The organism is Vibrio anguillarum, assembly GCF_003390515.1.
GTDB lineage: Bacteria > Pseudomonadota > Gammaproteobacteria > Enterobacterales > Vibrionaceae > Vibrio > Vibrio anguillarum.
Genome location: NZ_CP031479.1, coordinates 1,461,161 through 1,474,747, shown reverse-complemented (window position 1 = coordinate 1,474,747; position 13,587 = coordinate 1,461,161). Strand labels below are relative to the sequence as shown.

11 protein-coding genes are annotated in these 13,587 nt (G+C 45.2%); 8 read left to right on the top strand and 3 right to left on the bottom strand.

What is annotated here, in order from left to right; translation table 11 throughout:
• Nucleotides 1–234 precede the first annotated feature (234 nt).
• Complete coding sequence (locus tag DD616_RS10835) at nt 235–1,629, top strand: EAL domain-containing protein (protein ID WP_231140420.1); 1,395 nt, start codon at nt 235–237, stop codon at nt 1,627–1,629.
• A gap of 46 nt (nt 1,630–1,675) precedes the next feature.
• Here DD616_RS10835 and DD616_RS10830 read toward each other — a convergent pair whose 3' ends face one another.
• Nucleotides 1,676–2,443: a potassium channel family protein gene (locus DD616_RS10830; RefSeq protein ID WP_013856721.1), complete on the bottom strand. Its 768-nt coding sequence runs from the start codon at nt 2,441–2,443 to the stop codon at nt 1,676–1,678.
• 463 nt (nt 2,444–2,906) lie between these two features.
• On the opposite strand from DD616_RS10830, the gene DD616_RS10825 reads away from it, so the two are divergent.
• Nucleotides 2,907–4,538, top strand: a complete 1,632-nt coding sequence (locus DD616_RS10825) for a methyl-accepting chemotaxis protein (RefSeq protein WP_013856720.1) — start codon at nt 2,907–2,909, stop codon at nt 4,536–4,538.
• Between the two features lie 121 nt (nt 4,539–4,659).
• Here the strand turns inward: DD616_RS10825 and DD616_RS10820 are convergent, their stop codons facing one another.
• Complete coding sequence (locus DD616_RS10820; protein ID WP_208872280.1) at nt 4,660–7,464, bottom strand: TolB; 2,805 nt, start codon at nt 7,462–7,464, stop codon at nt 4,660–4,662.
• A 153-nt stretch (nt 7,465–7,617) separates the two neighbouring features.
• Entirely contained in the window at nt 7,618–8,037 is a 420-nt protein-coding gene (locus DD616_RS10815) for a hypothetical protein (protein ID WP_017048641.1), read from the bottom strand.
• Between the two features lie 396 nt (nt 8,038–8,433).
• Here DD616_RS10815 and DD616_RS10810 point away from each other — a divergent pair, with 396 nt between their 5' ends.
• From DD616_RS10810 to DD616_RS10785, 6 genes are all read left to right on the top strand, one after another.
• Nucleotides 8,434–9,390, top strand: coding sequence for an MBL fold metallo-hydrolase (locus tag DD616_RS10810; RefSeq protein ID WP_094147388.1), 957 nt, complete (start codon nt 8,434–8,436; stop codon nt 9,388–9,390).
• Nucleotides 9,380–9,694: a hypothetical protein gene (locus tag DD616_RS10805; protein WP_013856716.1), complete on the top strand. Its 315-nt coding sequence runs from the start codon at nt 9,380–9,382 to the stop codon at nt 9,692–9,694. Before DD616_RS10810 ends, DD616_RS10805 begins: the two co-directional genes overlap by 11 nt.
• Nucleotides 9,682–10,545: an MbnB/TglH/ChrH family RiPP precursor modification enzyme gene (locus DD616_RS10800; protein ID WP_208872279.1), complete on the top strand. Its 864-nt coding sequence runs from the start codon at nt 9,682–9,684 to the stop codon at nt 10,543–10,545. The genes DD616_RS10805 and DD616_RS10800 overlap by 13 nt, the downstream gene beginning before the upstream one ends.
• A complete protein-coding gene (locus DD616_RS10795; protein ID WP_013856714.1) occupies nt 10,538–11,284 on the top strand; it encodes an HvfC family peptide modification chaperone in 747 nt (248 codons plus the stop codon). Before DD616_RS10800 ends, DD616_RS10795 begins: the two co-directional genes overlap by 8 nt.
• Nucleotides 11,281–11,880, top strand: a complete 600-nt coding sequence (locus DD616_RS10790; protein ID WP_017044810.1) for an HvfX family Cu-binding RiPP maturation protein — start codon at nt 11,281–11,283, stop codon at nt 11,878–11,880. Before DD616_RS10795 ends, DD616_RS10790 begins: the two co-directional genes overlap by 4 nt.
• Nucleotides 11,881–12,000: 120 nt before the next feature.
• A complete protein-coding gene (locus DD616_RS10785) occupies nt 12,001–13,581 on the top strand; it encodes a cytochrome ubiquinol oxidase subunit I (protein ID WP_208872278.1) in 1,581 nt (526 codons plus the stop codon).
• Nucleotides 13,582–13,587 lie beyond the last annotated feature (6 nt).

Below are 13,587 nucleotides of genomic sequence, written 5' to 3'. Positions count from 1 at the left end.
ATAGATAGAAAAACAAAATAACTAGATACAATTTTGGGATGGAAATCAATATAAACTAATGGTTTTCTAAATCTATTTGCTACACTTATGGCATCAACACGCAAACAACCACCAGACTTAATGCAAAGATTAGTAAAACATCAACGATCTAAACGATGGGTAGTTAGCTTTTTATATTGCTTGCTGCCTATTATTATTGCTAGTCCAATTATCGCTTGGCAAACACAAACTGATTTGAACAATTATATTAAAGATAAACTCAAAGTAGGTGAAATTCAGTTTAATCGGGTCATTCGAAATGCTGAAGTCGCTAACGAACGTGCGTCATATTACCTACAGATGGAATGCAAAGAGGTATTTCCATATTTACGAGAGCTTGTTGCCACCACACCCGATATACGCACATTAAACTTGGCAAAAGATTCAAACGTTTATTGTAATTCATTACACGGCGAAACTTTTTACCGCACTCAGCATTATACGGCACATGAACTCTATTTATCCGATGGTAATCGGCTAACCCCATTAATGCCCGTGCTCACTTTTCATCGGCAATACCCCAAAGGTTCGGTAATAACGGGGGTCAATGGCTACTATCTAACCAACACTATTACTCTGTTAAAAGATTATGGAATTCTCTATTTTGGAGTTGGTGAACATAAATTAAATAGTGAAGGGAGGGTATCGAATCAGCAGGTTCAAACAACACTGAGCCTCATATCCTCTCAATACCCTTATACCTTTTCAGCTAAGCTGACATTGGACGACTATTGGCTTTATTTTAAAAACACCAAACAAACCAGCACGATGTTAGTTCTTCTTATGAGTATTGGTTTAGGCGGCTTTGCTTATTGGAAACTCGGCCAAGCTTCGTCAATGCAAGGAGAAGTAAAACGCGCTATTCAATCCAACGAGTTCATTCCGTATGTACAACCGATCGTTGATGGTAGTGGCCAGCTCTGCCATATCGAAGTGCTTGCCCGCTGGCAACATCCTGTTCATGGATTAGTGAGGCCCGATCTTTTTATTCCCTTAGCGGAGGAATCTGGGCTAATCATTCCTATTACGACTCAGTTAATGTCACAAGTAGAGCGTGAACTTTCATTACATCAGTCACAATTTCCAGAGCATTTCAGTATTGGATTTAATATTTCAGCCAAGCACTGCGTAGCTTCCAATTTGTTTGATGATTGCAAACACTTTATTGAAACCTTCGACAATCGTAAGCATATTTTAACGTTAGAGCTCACTGAGAGAGAGCTGGTTACTGATAGTGATGAAGCGAAAAAGCTCTTCCAATCACTGGATAAAATAGGTGTGTTGCTAGCAATTGATGATTTTGGTACAGGTCACTCTAGTTTGAACTATTTGCAAGAGTTCAAATTTGACATTTTAAAAATCGACAGAAGCTTTATTACCATGATCGGTAGTGATGCGATCTCTAGCCATATTGTTGAAAACTTAGTCGATTTGGCTAAGCGACTTGGGTTAAAAACCATCGCCGAAGGTGTGGAAACCCAAGATCAAATTGATTTTTTGAACGAAAGAGAAATTGACTATTTACAAGGCTATTTCTTTTATAAACCTATGCCGCTCAGTGAGTTTATCACTCTGCTTAAAACCACCTAGATCAATCTCTGGCATTCCAATACGATGATAACTAGAACCTCAGTGGTTATTTCTTATGACGAGAGGCCAACTGAGCACGGTAGCGAGCTAAATGAAAACGCTTGCGAACAGGTTGTTGAACAGAAAGTTGTTTTAACACTTTATTAAGCTGTTTCGTGTGATGTGCACTATTATGCTCTGCTGATTGCCCATCTTCTTCAATGAAAAATGAGGCGACACTCGCGGTCAATAAACCGAAAAGTGTAATACCCGTCAACATCAGAAACACGGCAACACCACGCCCAAATGGAGTGATTGGATACATATCGCCGTAACCAACAGTAGTAATCGTGGTCATTGCCCACCAAATCGCATCAGAAAAATCATTGATTGGGCTATCCGTGCCCTTTTCGACCAAATAGACAAAAGCCGCAGAAAGAAGCACTGTCGATAAGCTGGTTAGCCCAATAAAGCTGAGCGTTTTTTGTCTCAGTACCGCCTTTGTTTGACGCCATGCTCTTGGCAAGATCAGTAAAATGCGTAAAAAACGGAGCGGACGTAGGAATGGCATGGCCACAATCAACACGTCAGGCCAATTCTTAATCATATAACGGATAGGATTGGGGCTCAGCAACACTTTAATAAGTAATTCTGTTGCAAACAATGCCCAAATAATCCAAAGCAGATGCTCCAGAAAATCAAGCTCTTCGGGTTGTAAAGGTGCAATATCTGGTAGTAAAGCGACGATCACATACACTACCGATAATAGCAGCATCGGAATTTCAGTTTTATGTTCGATCGCAGACAGTAGTTGTAAACGTGTTTTTAATTTCATGATTCAAATACCTTTTTCCGTTTACCTTAACGCCAAAAGTACCAAGTGAACAGTACAACCATCCCTTTCGTTACCCAATTAGCACCCAATTCAAAATGGAAATCACTATAAACTAGGTGGTTGAGATGTAAAGAATTGTGACCTTAACAGAGCTTAAAATAACCGTCTTGAGCGTTATTCTAAGCTCTTCACACCCAATATCTCACTCACAAAAATCTCAAAAACACCATAGGAGTCAAGTTTCAATTGTGATACGATGCACAACTTTATGGATATCTCTCTATTTTCATATGGACGTGACCCGATACCCAAGCCACTTAGGATGCTGTCGATGACCAGTAAGTGAGGCCGAAAAAACATCAATAAAATGGTGGAATTGGCGTCAATGAACGTGATCAATACAGCAATGCTGCAAGTGGGACAGGTATAACTCCGTTGTTTTACTCCGAGGTCACTTATTACCATGTCTTTTTTAAAAGATTTAGCCATTCGCAAAAAAATTGCGCTTGCCTTTACTATTATCGCGTTAGTCAACATCGCCTTCGGTTATTACCTATATCGTTCATTGAACGAAATACAAGATGACCTACTCAATCTAACGGATGACACACTCCCATCAATGATGATGGTCAATAACGTCAAATACAATATGGCTTCTGTGCGACGTGCTCAAATCAGTTTGCTTTCCGCAACCGATCAAGCCGAAATTACGGAGGATATTCGTTGGATGCAGGAACACTATCAAGCAATTGATAGTGCACTAGCCACCTATGAGCGTGCGGTTTGGACCGATCACGAGCGTTCGATTTTTATGCCAGTTAAAAACCTCTGGCGTGACTACTTGACTGCGCTTGGCTCTTTTAATGACGATATCCTCAATCAAAATATCGTAAAAGCTCAAGGGGATATCTCAGCCTCTTTGGTTACATTTGAACGCCTAGAGAGTGCGATTGACGATCTTCTCAATTTAAACCAAACCTTTGTTGCCAAAAATCGCTCTGAACTGATGACGCTTATTCAAGCTATCACCTCATTTTCCACAGGCAGCATCGTTGCGCTGATAGCGTTTATGGTGTTCATTACACTATTACTTTCTCGCTTAATCTGCCAGCCACTACAGTTGGTTGTACAGCAAGCGAACGCCATTGCTGGAGGTAATTTAAGCCATCGATTAGCACGTCAGCATATTGGGCAAGATGAGCTAGGTGAATTGGCCGATGCGTGTTCAAGTATGCAAGAGAATTTACGCTCAATGGTGGAAGAGATCATCGCCGGAGCGACTCAACTATCTCATGCTGTCGATGAAGTTAGCGCCGTCTCTGAACAGACATCACAGGGCATGCAAGAGCAACAGGTCGAGGTCATGCACATTGCTACGGCCATGACGCAAATGAAATCAACGGTTGCAGAAGTGGCACGAAGCACAGAAGTCGCTTCTGACGCCGCTCGTGAAAGTAACCAACAATCCATCCTTGGATCAAAACAGATGGATTCCGTCGCTAATGCTATCTCTCTTGTGACTCAAGAAATTGATCAAGCAGAACAACGCGTATTAGAACTTGAGCAGCAAGCACAGCAAATTAACGTTGTCGTTGACGTGATAAGCAACATCGCCGACCAAACCAATTTGCTTGCACTTAACGCAGCAATTGAAGCGGCGCGTGCTGGTGAACAAGGGCGTGGTTTTGCGGTTGTGGCTGATGAAGTCCGTGCTTTAGCTGGCAAAACTCAGCAATCGACGGGCGACATCGTCAATATTATCCAAAGCCTACAAACATGCGCACTGCGTGCTCGTGAGGCGACGTCACAAAGCAGTGTACTTATGGGACAATGTGTGGAGCAAAGTGGCCAAACTCAAATCGCGATTGACCACATTAGTAATCAAAGCGCGCATATTGCTGATATGACCATTCAAATCGCCAGTGCGTGCGGAGAGCAAGATTCGGTTAGCGAAGAGCTCAGCCGCAATATCGAACGCATTAGTGAATCAGCCAAGCAAGTTGCACAAGGTTCTTCCAGCGCCGCTCAAGCGTGCGTCGAACTTAGCCAGTTAGCGGCGATGTTGCAAAATACCGTGAGTCGTTTTCAGGTATAACCCTCGCATTGTTAGTTAAAAATAACCATGCTCTCATGTTTGAGTGGTCAGTAAGCCTTGCTTCAGCTTACAACGCAAAAAGGGTCGCATTTGATGCGACCCTTTCCTCCTTAACAAACGGTTAAAACTGAGCCGTTAGCTTGACATACACTTCATCTTTGCCTAATTTACTGTCTAATCCATGAGCGTAACCAATCCGTACTGGTAACGTGCCGCCATAAAGTACGATGGTATCGATCTGCACTTCAGCACCAATCCCCGTCAGGGCTTGGTAGTTTTGGTTATCGTTCCAGCTTGATCCTGAGTCGACAAATACAGAACCTGAAATATCCCCCAAGCCAATTGGCCACAAATTCCAGTTTCGTTCAGCGCGATACAATAAGCGGCTTAGTTCAACACTTTGTGTCGCGTAAGCTTGCCCTACTTGAGCCGCAGAGCTGTAGCCACGCAACGCTATCTGTTGGCGGCCATAGAGCTGCGCGCTGTCACCTTCGTAACTGCCCAGCTCAAACCGTTTGGCTTTTGAGTCCGCATAACCTGCCGCAAGATGAGTGGTAAGGTTGAAGCTCCCCGGGAGGTCCCAATGTGCTTGCCACTGCGCCTGCCATTTTTGTCCAGAGTAATCACCGCCAACATTGGACTCCCATACCAAATCAGCGTAATGACCCCACGCGTAACCGGGAACATTCAATAAGCCTTCACGGTTATCCCATTGTAGCGCAGCCCCTGCTAGCCACTCATCACTGGCTTGTGTATAGCGCGTACCTTGAGGCGCTTTGATCAATGACTCTTTCTGCCAATAAGTTCCGATACCAAACATTAAGTTATCATCGAGGCCATGCCATAAATAATTACGTTGTAACGTTAAGTCATCTTGACGGACAATGCGATCGTCTTTATTGGTCAATGGGTTTAACTTAAACTCATGCTCTCGGCTGAGCGTCGCTTGCCAACGGTTGTCATATTGATACCCCAATTGGTACGTCGCCAACGCATTTTTTGTATCCCAAGCCGCTTGGATCTCATATTGATGTCGCCCTAACACATCTGAACCACTGGTCGAGAAACCAAATAACGATTGGTTATCATCCCCTTGCCAAACGGGAACCCAATAACGTGGCGTTAAGGTCGACAACGGTGAGTAGTCGGTAGTGTCACTTTTTTCGGCCTGAGATATCGGCGTCGAAGTAACGGCCGTCACCTTGGCAAAGGAAGACAGCGGAGCCTCATTGAAAGCCGTCACCGTCGGAATGTGGCGCAAATGGTAACCATCATGCTCATAAGCTTGGTAGATAAGCCCTTGCGATTGATTCCATTGCGGAGAAAAAGCACCTCCAATTTCATTGGTTAACTGCTCCAACTGCAAACTGGCCAAGTCCATTCGGTAGATCTGATAACGCCCCGTGTAATCGGCGCTGAACAGCAACTCACCCTCTTGGGTAAAACTCAATTGATGCTCGGTTGCTGATGTTTCAGTGACAGCCAACCAGCGCTGCTCTTTGGCGACAAAACGCATGATATTCCAAGCGCTAGACGGCTGCTTCACGGAAGCATAAATGTCGCCAGTCGGAGACAGCGCCATATCACCAATGACCCAACCATATGTGCCTTGCCATAAGCGAGTTTGCTGTCCATCCAGCGTCACCTGCCATAATTCAGGCAACCCTTGTTCATGACGGGTAGCGAAAACACTTTGCCCATCTCGGCTCCAACGTACTTGGGTAAAGCGCTGTTGCTCGGTTAAACGCTGCCACTGCCCATCAACGTAGCGATAAAGATCATTCAACACTCGTCCATCAAGATAACTATTCACTTGTGACGCGACGATACCTTGCTGGGGATGAACATCGAGGCTAGTTAAGCTTTTTGTAGTCAATAAACGCTGCCATTGATTTTGCTTACTATCCCACATCGCTAAATTTGCTCGATCAACCCCATCACGACGCCAAGCCAGTAATTGCTCTGATCCACCATTGGCTAATAGATATTCAAACGGCTGGCTATCGAGAGATTGAGCCTCCGAAGGCTGTTCCTTACTTTGCACAATTTGATCTGAAAACTGCGTGATTAGATCGGCACGAAACTCTTGCCAAAGCGCAAAGAAGTCTTTACCAAAAGCACGTTGAGCGCTTCGGTTTAAGAAAACGCCCGGAATTAGGTAGCCACTGTAATCGCTTAAAAAATGTTGGAGTGCGTCTTCGCCATACGTTTTGGCTAAATAATCAATAAAATACGCGCCGTAGAGGTAATTACTGCCAAGCGGCAAACGTTTGTTCGCTACCACGATTTGGTTGAGATCAGCTAGTTGCCCGCTCGCCACTTCCATGCGCATTTGCATCGCAAAATGGCTATTGTGCAAACGTCCATAACCTTGTTCATTTTGGCTTTCCATGTAAACCGCTAACCCCTCTAACAGCATCGAGGGTGTCATTGCATGCGGGAAAAGCAGTGTGTGACGGCCAAAAATACGTCGAGCTCCAGTGACCGCACGCTCATTTAATTCCATATGAACAATGTGAGTGTACTCATGGCGGATGAGCATGTGCAACCATTCATCATTGCCTTCCAATCCATTAACATCGCTGGGAGGATTTAAGATCAAGCGAATTTGAGCATAAGGCAGCGGCGTTGCCCAACCGTTGGAATAGTCGTAGTCATCCACCAGCGTTAGGTGCGTTTTTTCAGCTGGCATCTTTGAGAATTGACTGGCAAGATCTTGATGCACTTTCTCGGCAATATCTAACGAACGCGCCGCGTACTGGGCCAATTCACTGCGAAAGTGCACGATAAAATGTTGCGATTGTTGAGTCTGCCATTGCTGACCAGCTTGATCCCAAGCGACTGACTCAGCCAATACTGTTGGTGTATGCATACCCAAACAAACCATCAAACCCATAATGGGTGAGAGTACAAATTTTGCTGACATCGTTACAACAACCCTTTTCAATAATTAAGTGCGGCGATTGTACGTTGAATGAGAAAAGGATTGGGTATCGAAATGTATGGCTTTGTCAGGATAAGGCCTGACTATCATTTGCTCTCCCATTCAGGGAGATGGCACTTGACATTGTTAAGCAATCTATTTTATATCGCACTCTATTTGACTGATCGGAACGCTCGATTGACCAAAACAGACATAAGCGGTAATTGGTTGATTTACCTTCATTTTCACGTAGCCAGCTTTTACATCATCCTCTCGAAATCGAACCATATTGGACGTTGCTTCTGAACCATCGACATAAATCGCCGTGAAATCATCATTCATCCAAGCAACCACTTTGTCGTAACTCTGTTTGGTCTTAAACACGACCTCGGCGCAGCGAATAGGCGGATTGTCACGAACGCTGTACCCGCCAGAATGTTCAACCGCTTCAGAGCCATTGCTCACATCGTGTAACTGGCTGGAAATCACATCACACTGACTGTCAGCCGCATGGACATTAAATGCAATAAGCATAGGAATCACGTAATAGCTTGGCTTCATCTTCATCATAAACATTACTGACATCATAAGTATTTGTAAAAAACAATAGCTTTACCCTATTCAAAACCACCCAAAAATAACATCACTTAAAAGTAAACGTGGGTTAAATATCACTGAACACTGGAGTGATGCCGTTCTAAATAGAACATTTGTTATTTTTTTATGTGTATTAATTGGTTCTGGCTATGCGGTGCAAACCTAGAATCTAACAGGCTTATCATTGCATCACACCACATTGTTCAATTTACCTTAACCAATAGGTAAGAAAATCAAGATTGACCAAACATCCTCGTAAATCATATCTTTCACCTACACCTTGACGAGAATCAAAAAGCTTGCACTTTTATCGCAAGTCTCTTTTCGCCCTAGGTATCCACATATCATAAAAAAGACAATCAAAAGGTAGTCAGCATGAAACAACCACTCAAGGCGCTGGTGCTCGCAATCAGTTTGTCGTGCGGTGCCATCGGTGCTTACGCAAACTCGTTAGAACCGCTCGACAAAGAATTCACTTTACAAGTTTTAGGATCGGGAGGGCCAATTTCAGATGATCTGCGCTCTTCTTCAGCGGAAGTGATTTGGTGGAAAGGCAAATCTAAAATCATGATTGATGCTGGCGGCGGTGCGTATCTGCGCTTTGGCCAATCCGGCTCTAAACTGGAAGATTTGGATTTTCTAGGCATTACCCATTTTCACACCGACCACGTTGCAGACTTGCCCGCGCTGCTCAAAGGCGGCTACTTCTTTAAGCGAGAAGACCCACTAGATATTGCAGGCCCGCAAGCGGGATCAGCCTTCCCTAGCCTATCAGGCTATATGGACGCACTCTTTAATAGCAAAGATGGCGCTTATGCTTATTTGAACGGTTTGTATGATGGCAGCGATGGTTTGTTCCCAGTCACCATCACTGATGTTTCTTACAAAACCACGACACCAACTAAAGTGTATCAACAAGACGGTTTAACCATTTACGCACTCGGTATTCCTCATGGGGACGTGCCATGTTTGGCTTATCGTATTGAAAGTGATCAGGGCGTTATTGTCATTTCTGCCGATCAAAACGGCAGTAACCCAGCATTTCTCGATTTTGCTCAAGGCGCTGACATTTTAGTCATGCCGATGGCTGTTCATGAGTCAGCCGATGAAGTTTCCGCATTTATGCACGCTAAACCTTCAGTGATTGGCGAAATTGCAGCCAAAATCAATCCTAAACTGCTCGTGCTCAACCACTGGATGGGAGTCGGCCTTAAACATAAATCAGAGTCCACCAAGATCATCAAACAGTTTTATCACGGCGAAGTTATTGCCGCCCGTGATCTCTCAAGCTACCCAATGAGTTCCGTGAAGGAGATAACCCATGAATTGTAAAATTGTTTTGTCTATTGCGATGACTTCGGCCATTGCTCTTCATCCTGCAATGAGCGTTGCAGAAACGTCAACGGAAGCACCAGTGAGTGCGCAACCCACCTCTCAAAATGGTGGCAAATGCGCGGCTGGCAAATGTGGTACTGAAAAACGCTTTGAGAAACAGGATCTAAAAAGCGATCCGCAAGGACGTTTAGTACGCGCCAGAGATGGTAAATGTGGCTTAACCGCAGAGGGAATCGCACCTTCCGCTGAAACCATTACTCTAACCAACAGCAAAATCACTGGTGGTGTATGCGGGCAATAGATCGCACTTCAAAAGGCATCGGCTTGCGTAGCGAACACATCGATTTGCTATGCCAGTTGCCTGACCATCCCGACATCGATTTCCTTGAGCTTGCTCCGGAGAACTGGATGAACATGGGCGGACTTAAACGCGAGCAGTTACAGCAGATAGCAAAGCACTATCCTCTGGTTGCACATGGGCTGAGTTTGTCGATTGGCGATTGTCAGCCACTGAACAAAGCGTTTGTGAAAAAGGTAGCGGCATTTTTAGATGAATTTAACATCGACATTTACAGTGAGCATTTGAGCTTTTCGCGTGATGCCCAAGGGTACTTGTATGAACTGCTGCCTATCCCGCGCTATAAAGAGAGCATTGCTTACTTGGTCGATCGCATTCACTGCGTTCAAGATATTGTGCAACGTCCTTTGGTGCTGGAAAACATCTCCTACTACCACAGTTACGGCAAGGAGATCCCCGAAGGCGAATTTATTACTGAGATAGTTGAGCGCAGCGGCTGCCAGCTGCTGATTGATATCAATAATGTGTATGTGAATAGCCGTAACCACAATTACTGCCCGTTTGACATGCTGGCCACTTTACCGAGCGAAGCGATCTGCTATTACCACATCGCAGGTCACTTAAAAGAGCGCGAAGATTTCTTGCTCGATACCCATGGCAAACCAGTACAACAAGAGGTGATTGACTTGGCTCGTTATGCTTACGCTCAACAAGGTAGCCGTCCTTTGCTGCTTGAACGTGATCATCATGTGCCTCCTCTGGTGGTTTTGACTGAAGAGTTGCGCACTATCCATCACGATATTATGCAACCAGCGCCATCATTAGTTATCGATGTGGAGCGTAGCCATGCTTAAACCACCAATGAACATGAGTATGTCAATGCACGCACTGACCTGTGTGATCCGCTCTCCTGTCGCGCAAGGCGAACCGCCCTGCCGTTATCGAGAGTTCATTCGAGCGAATATCTACTCTGTCATTAAGCACACTTTTCCTCTGTTTTACGCTCAACTTAACGAGGAAACACTCTACATTTTGACGGACGAATGGCTGGTAATACATGGCGCTATGGAGCCTGAGTTCCATCAGATTGCGACTGAATTTGTTCAGTTTATCCAACAGCAAAATAACCATAACGCCAGTGTTAACCTCAGTGCTGAGCAAATCGCACTGCTTGAATATGAATGGATCGTTTTCAACGCTGAAATGGATAGCGCTCATGTGCCGAATCTCAAAGTATGGTGGGATGATGTTGAAGCTCAACCGGAGGCGTTCTGCATACAGCTTAACCCAACGTTAAAACTGGTCGAAGTGCCTTTTCTTGTCCATCCAGAATCGGTCACTTTTTTGATTCAAGAACAGAAAACGGTCTGTTATGGGGTATTTCGTCATGCATCGCATCAGGTGGTATCACAAAAACTCAGAGAAGTGGATATCGCCCTAATTCAGATGATTCAAAACGCCCCAGCGCAGTCACTAACGCAACTAGAACAACAGATAGCTCAACACCTATCCAACTTCCATTTTTTGGCGTGGGTTCAAACGTTTCAGCAACAAGGACTCATCAGCCTGTATTTATTAGGAGAAACTCTATGATTCACTCAGCCCTCAATTGGTACGATGGCGTGATCGAAAAATTTAAAAAATTCGATTTTATAGTACTACTTGCGATTCGACTTTTTCTCGTGCCGGTGATTTTTGTCGGTGCTCATTCCAAAGTGGTTGGTTTCGCTGGAACCGTTGCTTGGTTTGGCGCCTCAACCGCCGATGGTGGTTTAAATCTACCTTTTCCAGAACTGCTGGCATTTTTAGCTGCCGCGACAGAAGTTCTCGGCTGTATATGCATCGCACTTGGTCTTTTTACTCGCATTATGGCTATCCCTATGATTCTCATGATGAGTGTGGCGAGCGCAATGGTGCACTGGAAACATGGCTGGGACGCGATTGCCACCAGCAGTATGGAAGCGACGGTGCGCTTAAACGGTTTTATTGAATGGTTGGCGGTCAATTTTCCGGGCCGCTACAACTACATCACAGAACTTGGCGACCCTGTGATGCTCAATAACGGGATGGAATTTGCGGCTACTTACTTTGTGATGCTGATGGTTCTTTTCATTTATGGTGGTGGCCGCTACGTCAGCCTCGACTACTGGCTAAAAAAACCATTCACTCGCACGCCTCAAACTGCTTAACACCTAATGATGCCTACTAACTTGAAGTTGCCGCCCGCAGCTTCAAGTGGCAGGCGTTATCAATCACACATTCATCTCTGACTATCTTACCTGCCATTTTGCTGGCGGGAGGGAGACTTTATGCTTACAGATGTGGTGGAACTGTCACGGTTCCAGTTCGCCAGTACGGCGCTTTACCATTTTATTTTTGTTCCGCTGACCATTGGCTTATCGTTTTTACTGGCGATCATGGAATCGCTGTATGTGATGACCGGAAAAACCGTCTACAAAGACATGACTCGCTTTTGGGGCAAGCTGTTTGGCATCAACTTCGCCGTTGGCGTTGCCACCGGCCTCACTATGGAGTTTCAATTTGGCACCAACTGGGCGTACTACTCTCATTATGTGGGTGACATTTTTGGTGCCCCACTGGCGATTGAAGCTTTGATTGCCTTTTTCCTTGAATCTACCTTAGTTGGGCTATTTTTCTTCGGCTGGGATCGCCTTTCTAAGCGTCAGCATTTAAGCGTGACTTGGTTAACCGCTTTAGGCTCTAACTTTTCTGGATTGTGGATTTTGATGGCCAACGGCTGGATGCAAAACCCCGTCGGTGCGGAGTTTAACTATCAAACCATGCGTATGGAAATGATCAACTTTGCTGAGGTCATTTTTAACCCAGTAACCCAAGTGAAGTTTGTGCATACCGTTGCGGCGGGTTACACCACAGGCGCACTGTTTATCATGGGTATCAGCGCTTACTACCTATTAAAAAAGCGCGACCTTCCCTTTGCGCGTCGCTCATTTGCTGTGGCTTGCGCTTTTGGCATGGCATCCATTACCGCCACTTTATTGCTAGGTGATGAGTCAGGTTACACCTTAGGTGAAGTGCAACAGGTGAAACTGGCCGCCATTGAAGCCGAGTGGGATACCGAACAAGCCCCGGCCTCTTTTACTCTGTTTGGGCTGCCTAACCAAGAAACCATGCACACAGACGCGGCGATTAAAGTCCCTTATTTGATGGGTATTATCGCCACGCGTTCATTGGATGAGCCCGTCATCGGCTTAAAAGATTTGATGGCGCGCAGTGAAGAGCGCATTCGCAATGGCATGCTCGCTTACGGGCTATTAGAAGCCTTACGCAATGGTGACGATTCACTGCAAAACATCGCTCAATTTGAAACGCTAAAAGAGGATTTGGGGTACGGTTTATTACTCAAAAAATACACCGACAAAGTAACTGATGCGACTGAAAGCCAAATCAAACAAGCCGCGCAAGATACCATTCCGCAAGTTGCACCTCTGTTTTGGAGCTTCCGCATCATGGTGGCCTGCGGTATGGCGATGTTCGCTGTGATTGGGCTCTGTTTCATCCAAATTTGTCGGCGAAAAATCGGCACTCAGCCTTGGTTACTTAAGGCGGCATTATTCGCTATTCCACTTCCCTGGATTGCCAGCGAAGCGGGTTGGTTTGTCGCTGAGTTTGGCCGCCAACCTTGGGCTATCGGTGAAGTACTTCCGGTTAATATGGCTGTATCTAACCTATCACCCAGCGATTTATGGATTTCACTGGGCCTAGTTTACTTACTCTATAGCGCATTTTTGGTGGTGGAAATGTACCTGATGGTGAAGTTTGCTCGGCGCGGCCCAAGTGCCCTACATACCGGACGTTACCATTTTGAAACGCAAGATGGGCACGGATCTCTATCTCACGTACACCATTAAGGGAGA

Bases quoted from the DNA above. Each gene is read 5' to 3' on its own strand.
- DD616_RS10830 (WP_013856721.1), bottom strand. From the start codon at position 2,443: ATGAAATTAAAAACACGTTTACAACTACTGTCTGCGATCGAACATAAA.
- DD616_RS10825 (WP_013856720.1), top strand. From the start codon at position 2,907: ATGTCTTTTTTAAAAGATTTAGCCATTCGCAAAAAAATTGCGCTTGCC.
- DD616_RS10820 (WP_208872280.1), bottom strand. From the start codon at position 7,464: ATGTCAGCAAAATTTGTACTCTCACCCATTATGGGTTTGATGGTTTGT.
- DD616_RS10815 (WP_017048641.1), bottom strand. From the start codon at position 8,037: ATGTTTATGATGAAGATGAAGCCAAGCTATTACGTGATTCCTATGCTT.
- DD616_RS10810 (WP_094147388.1), top strand. From the start codon at position 8,434: ATGAAACAACCACTCAAGGCGCTGGTGCTCGCAATCAGTTTGTCGTGC.
- DD616_RS10805 (WP_013856716.1), top strand. From the start codon at position 9,380: ATGAATTGTAAAATTGTTTTGTCTATTGCGATGACTTCGGCCATTGCT.
- DD616_RS10800 (WP_208872279.1), top strand. From the start codon at position 9,682: ATGCGGGCAATAGATCGCACTTCAAAAGGCATCGGCTTGCGTAGCGAA.
- DD616_RS10795 (WP_013856714.1), top strand. From the start codon at position 10,538: ATGCTTAAACCACCAATGAACATGAGTATGTCAATGCACGCACTGACC.
- DD616_RS10790 (WP_017044810.1), top strand. From the start codon at position 11,281: ATGATTCACTCAGCCCTCAATTGGTACGATGGCGTGATCGAAAAATTT.
- DD616_RS10785 (WP_208872278.1), top strand. From the start codon at position 12,001: ATGCTTACAGATGTGGTGGAACTGTCACGGTTCCAGTTCGCCAGTACG.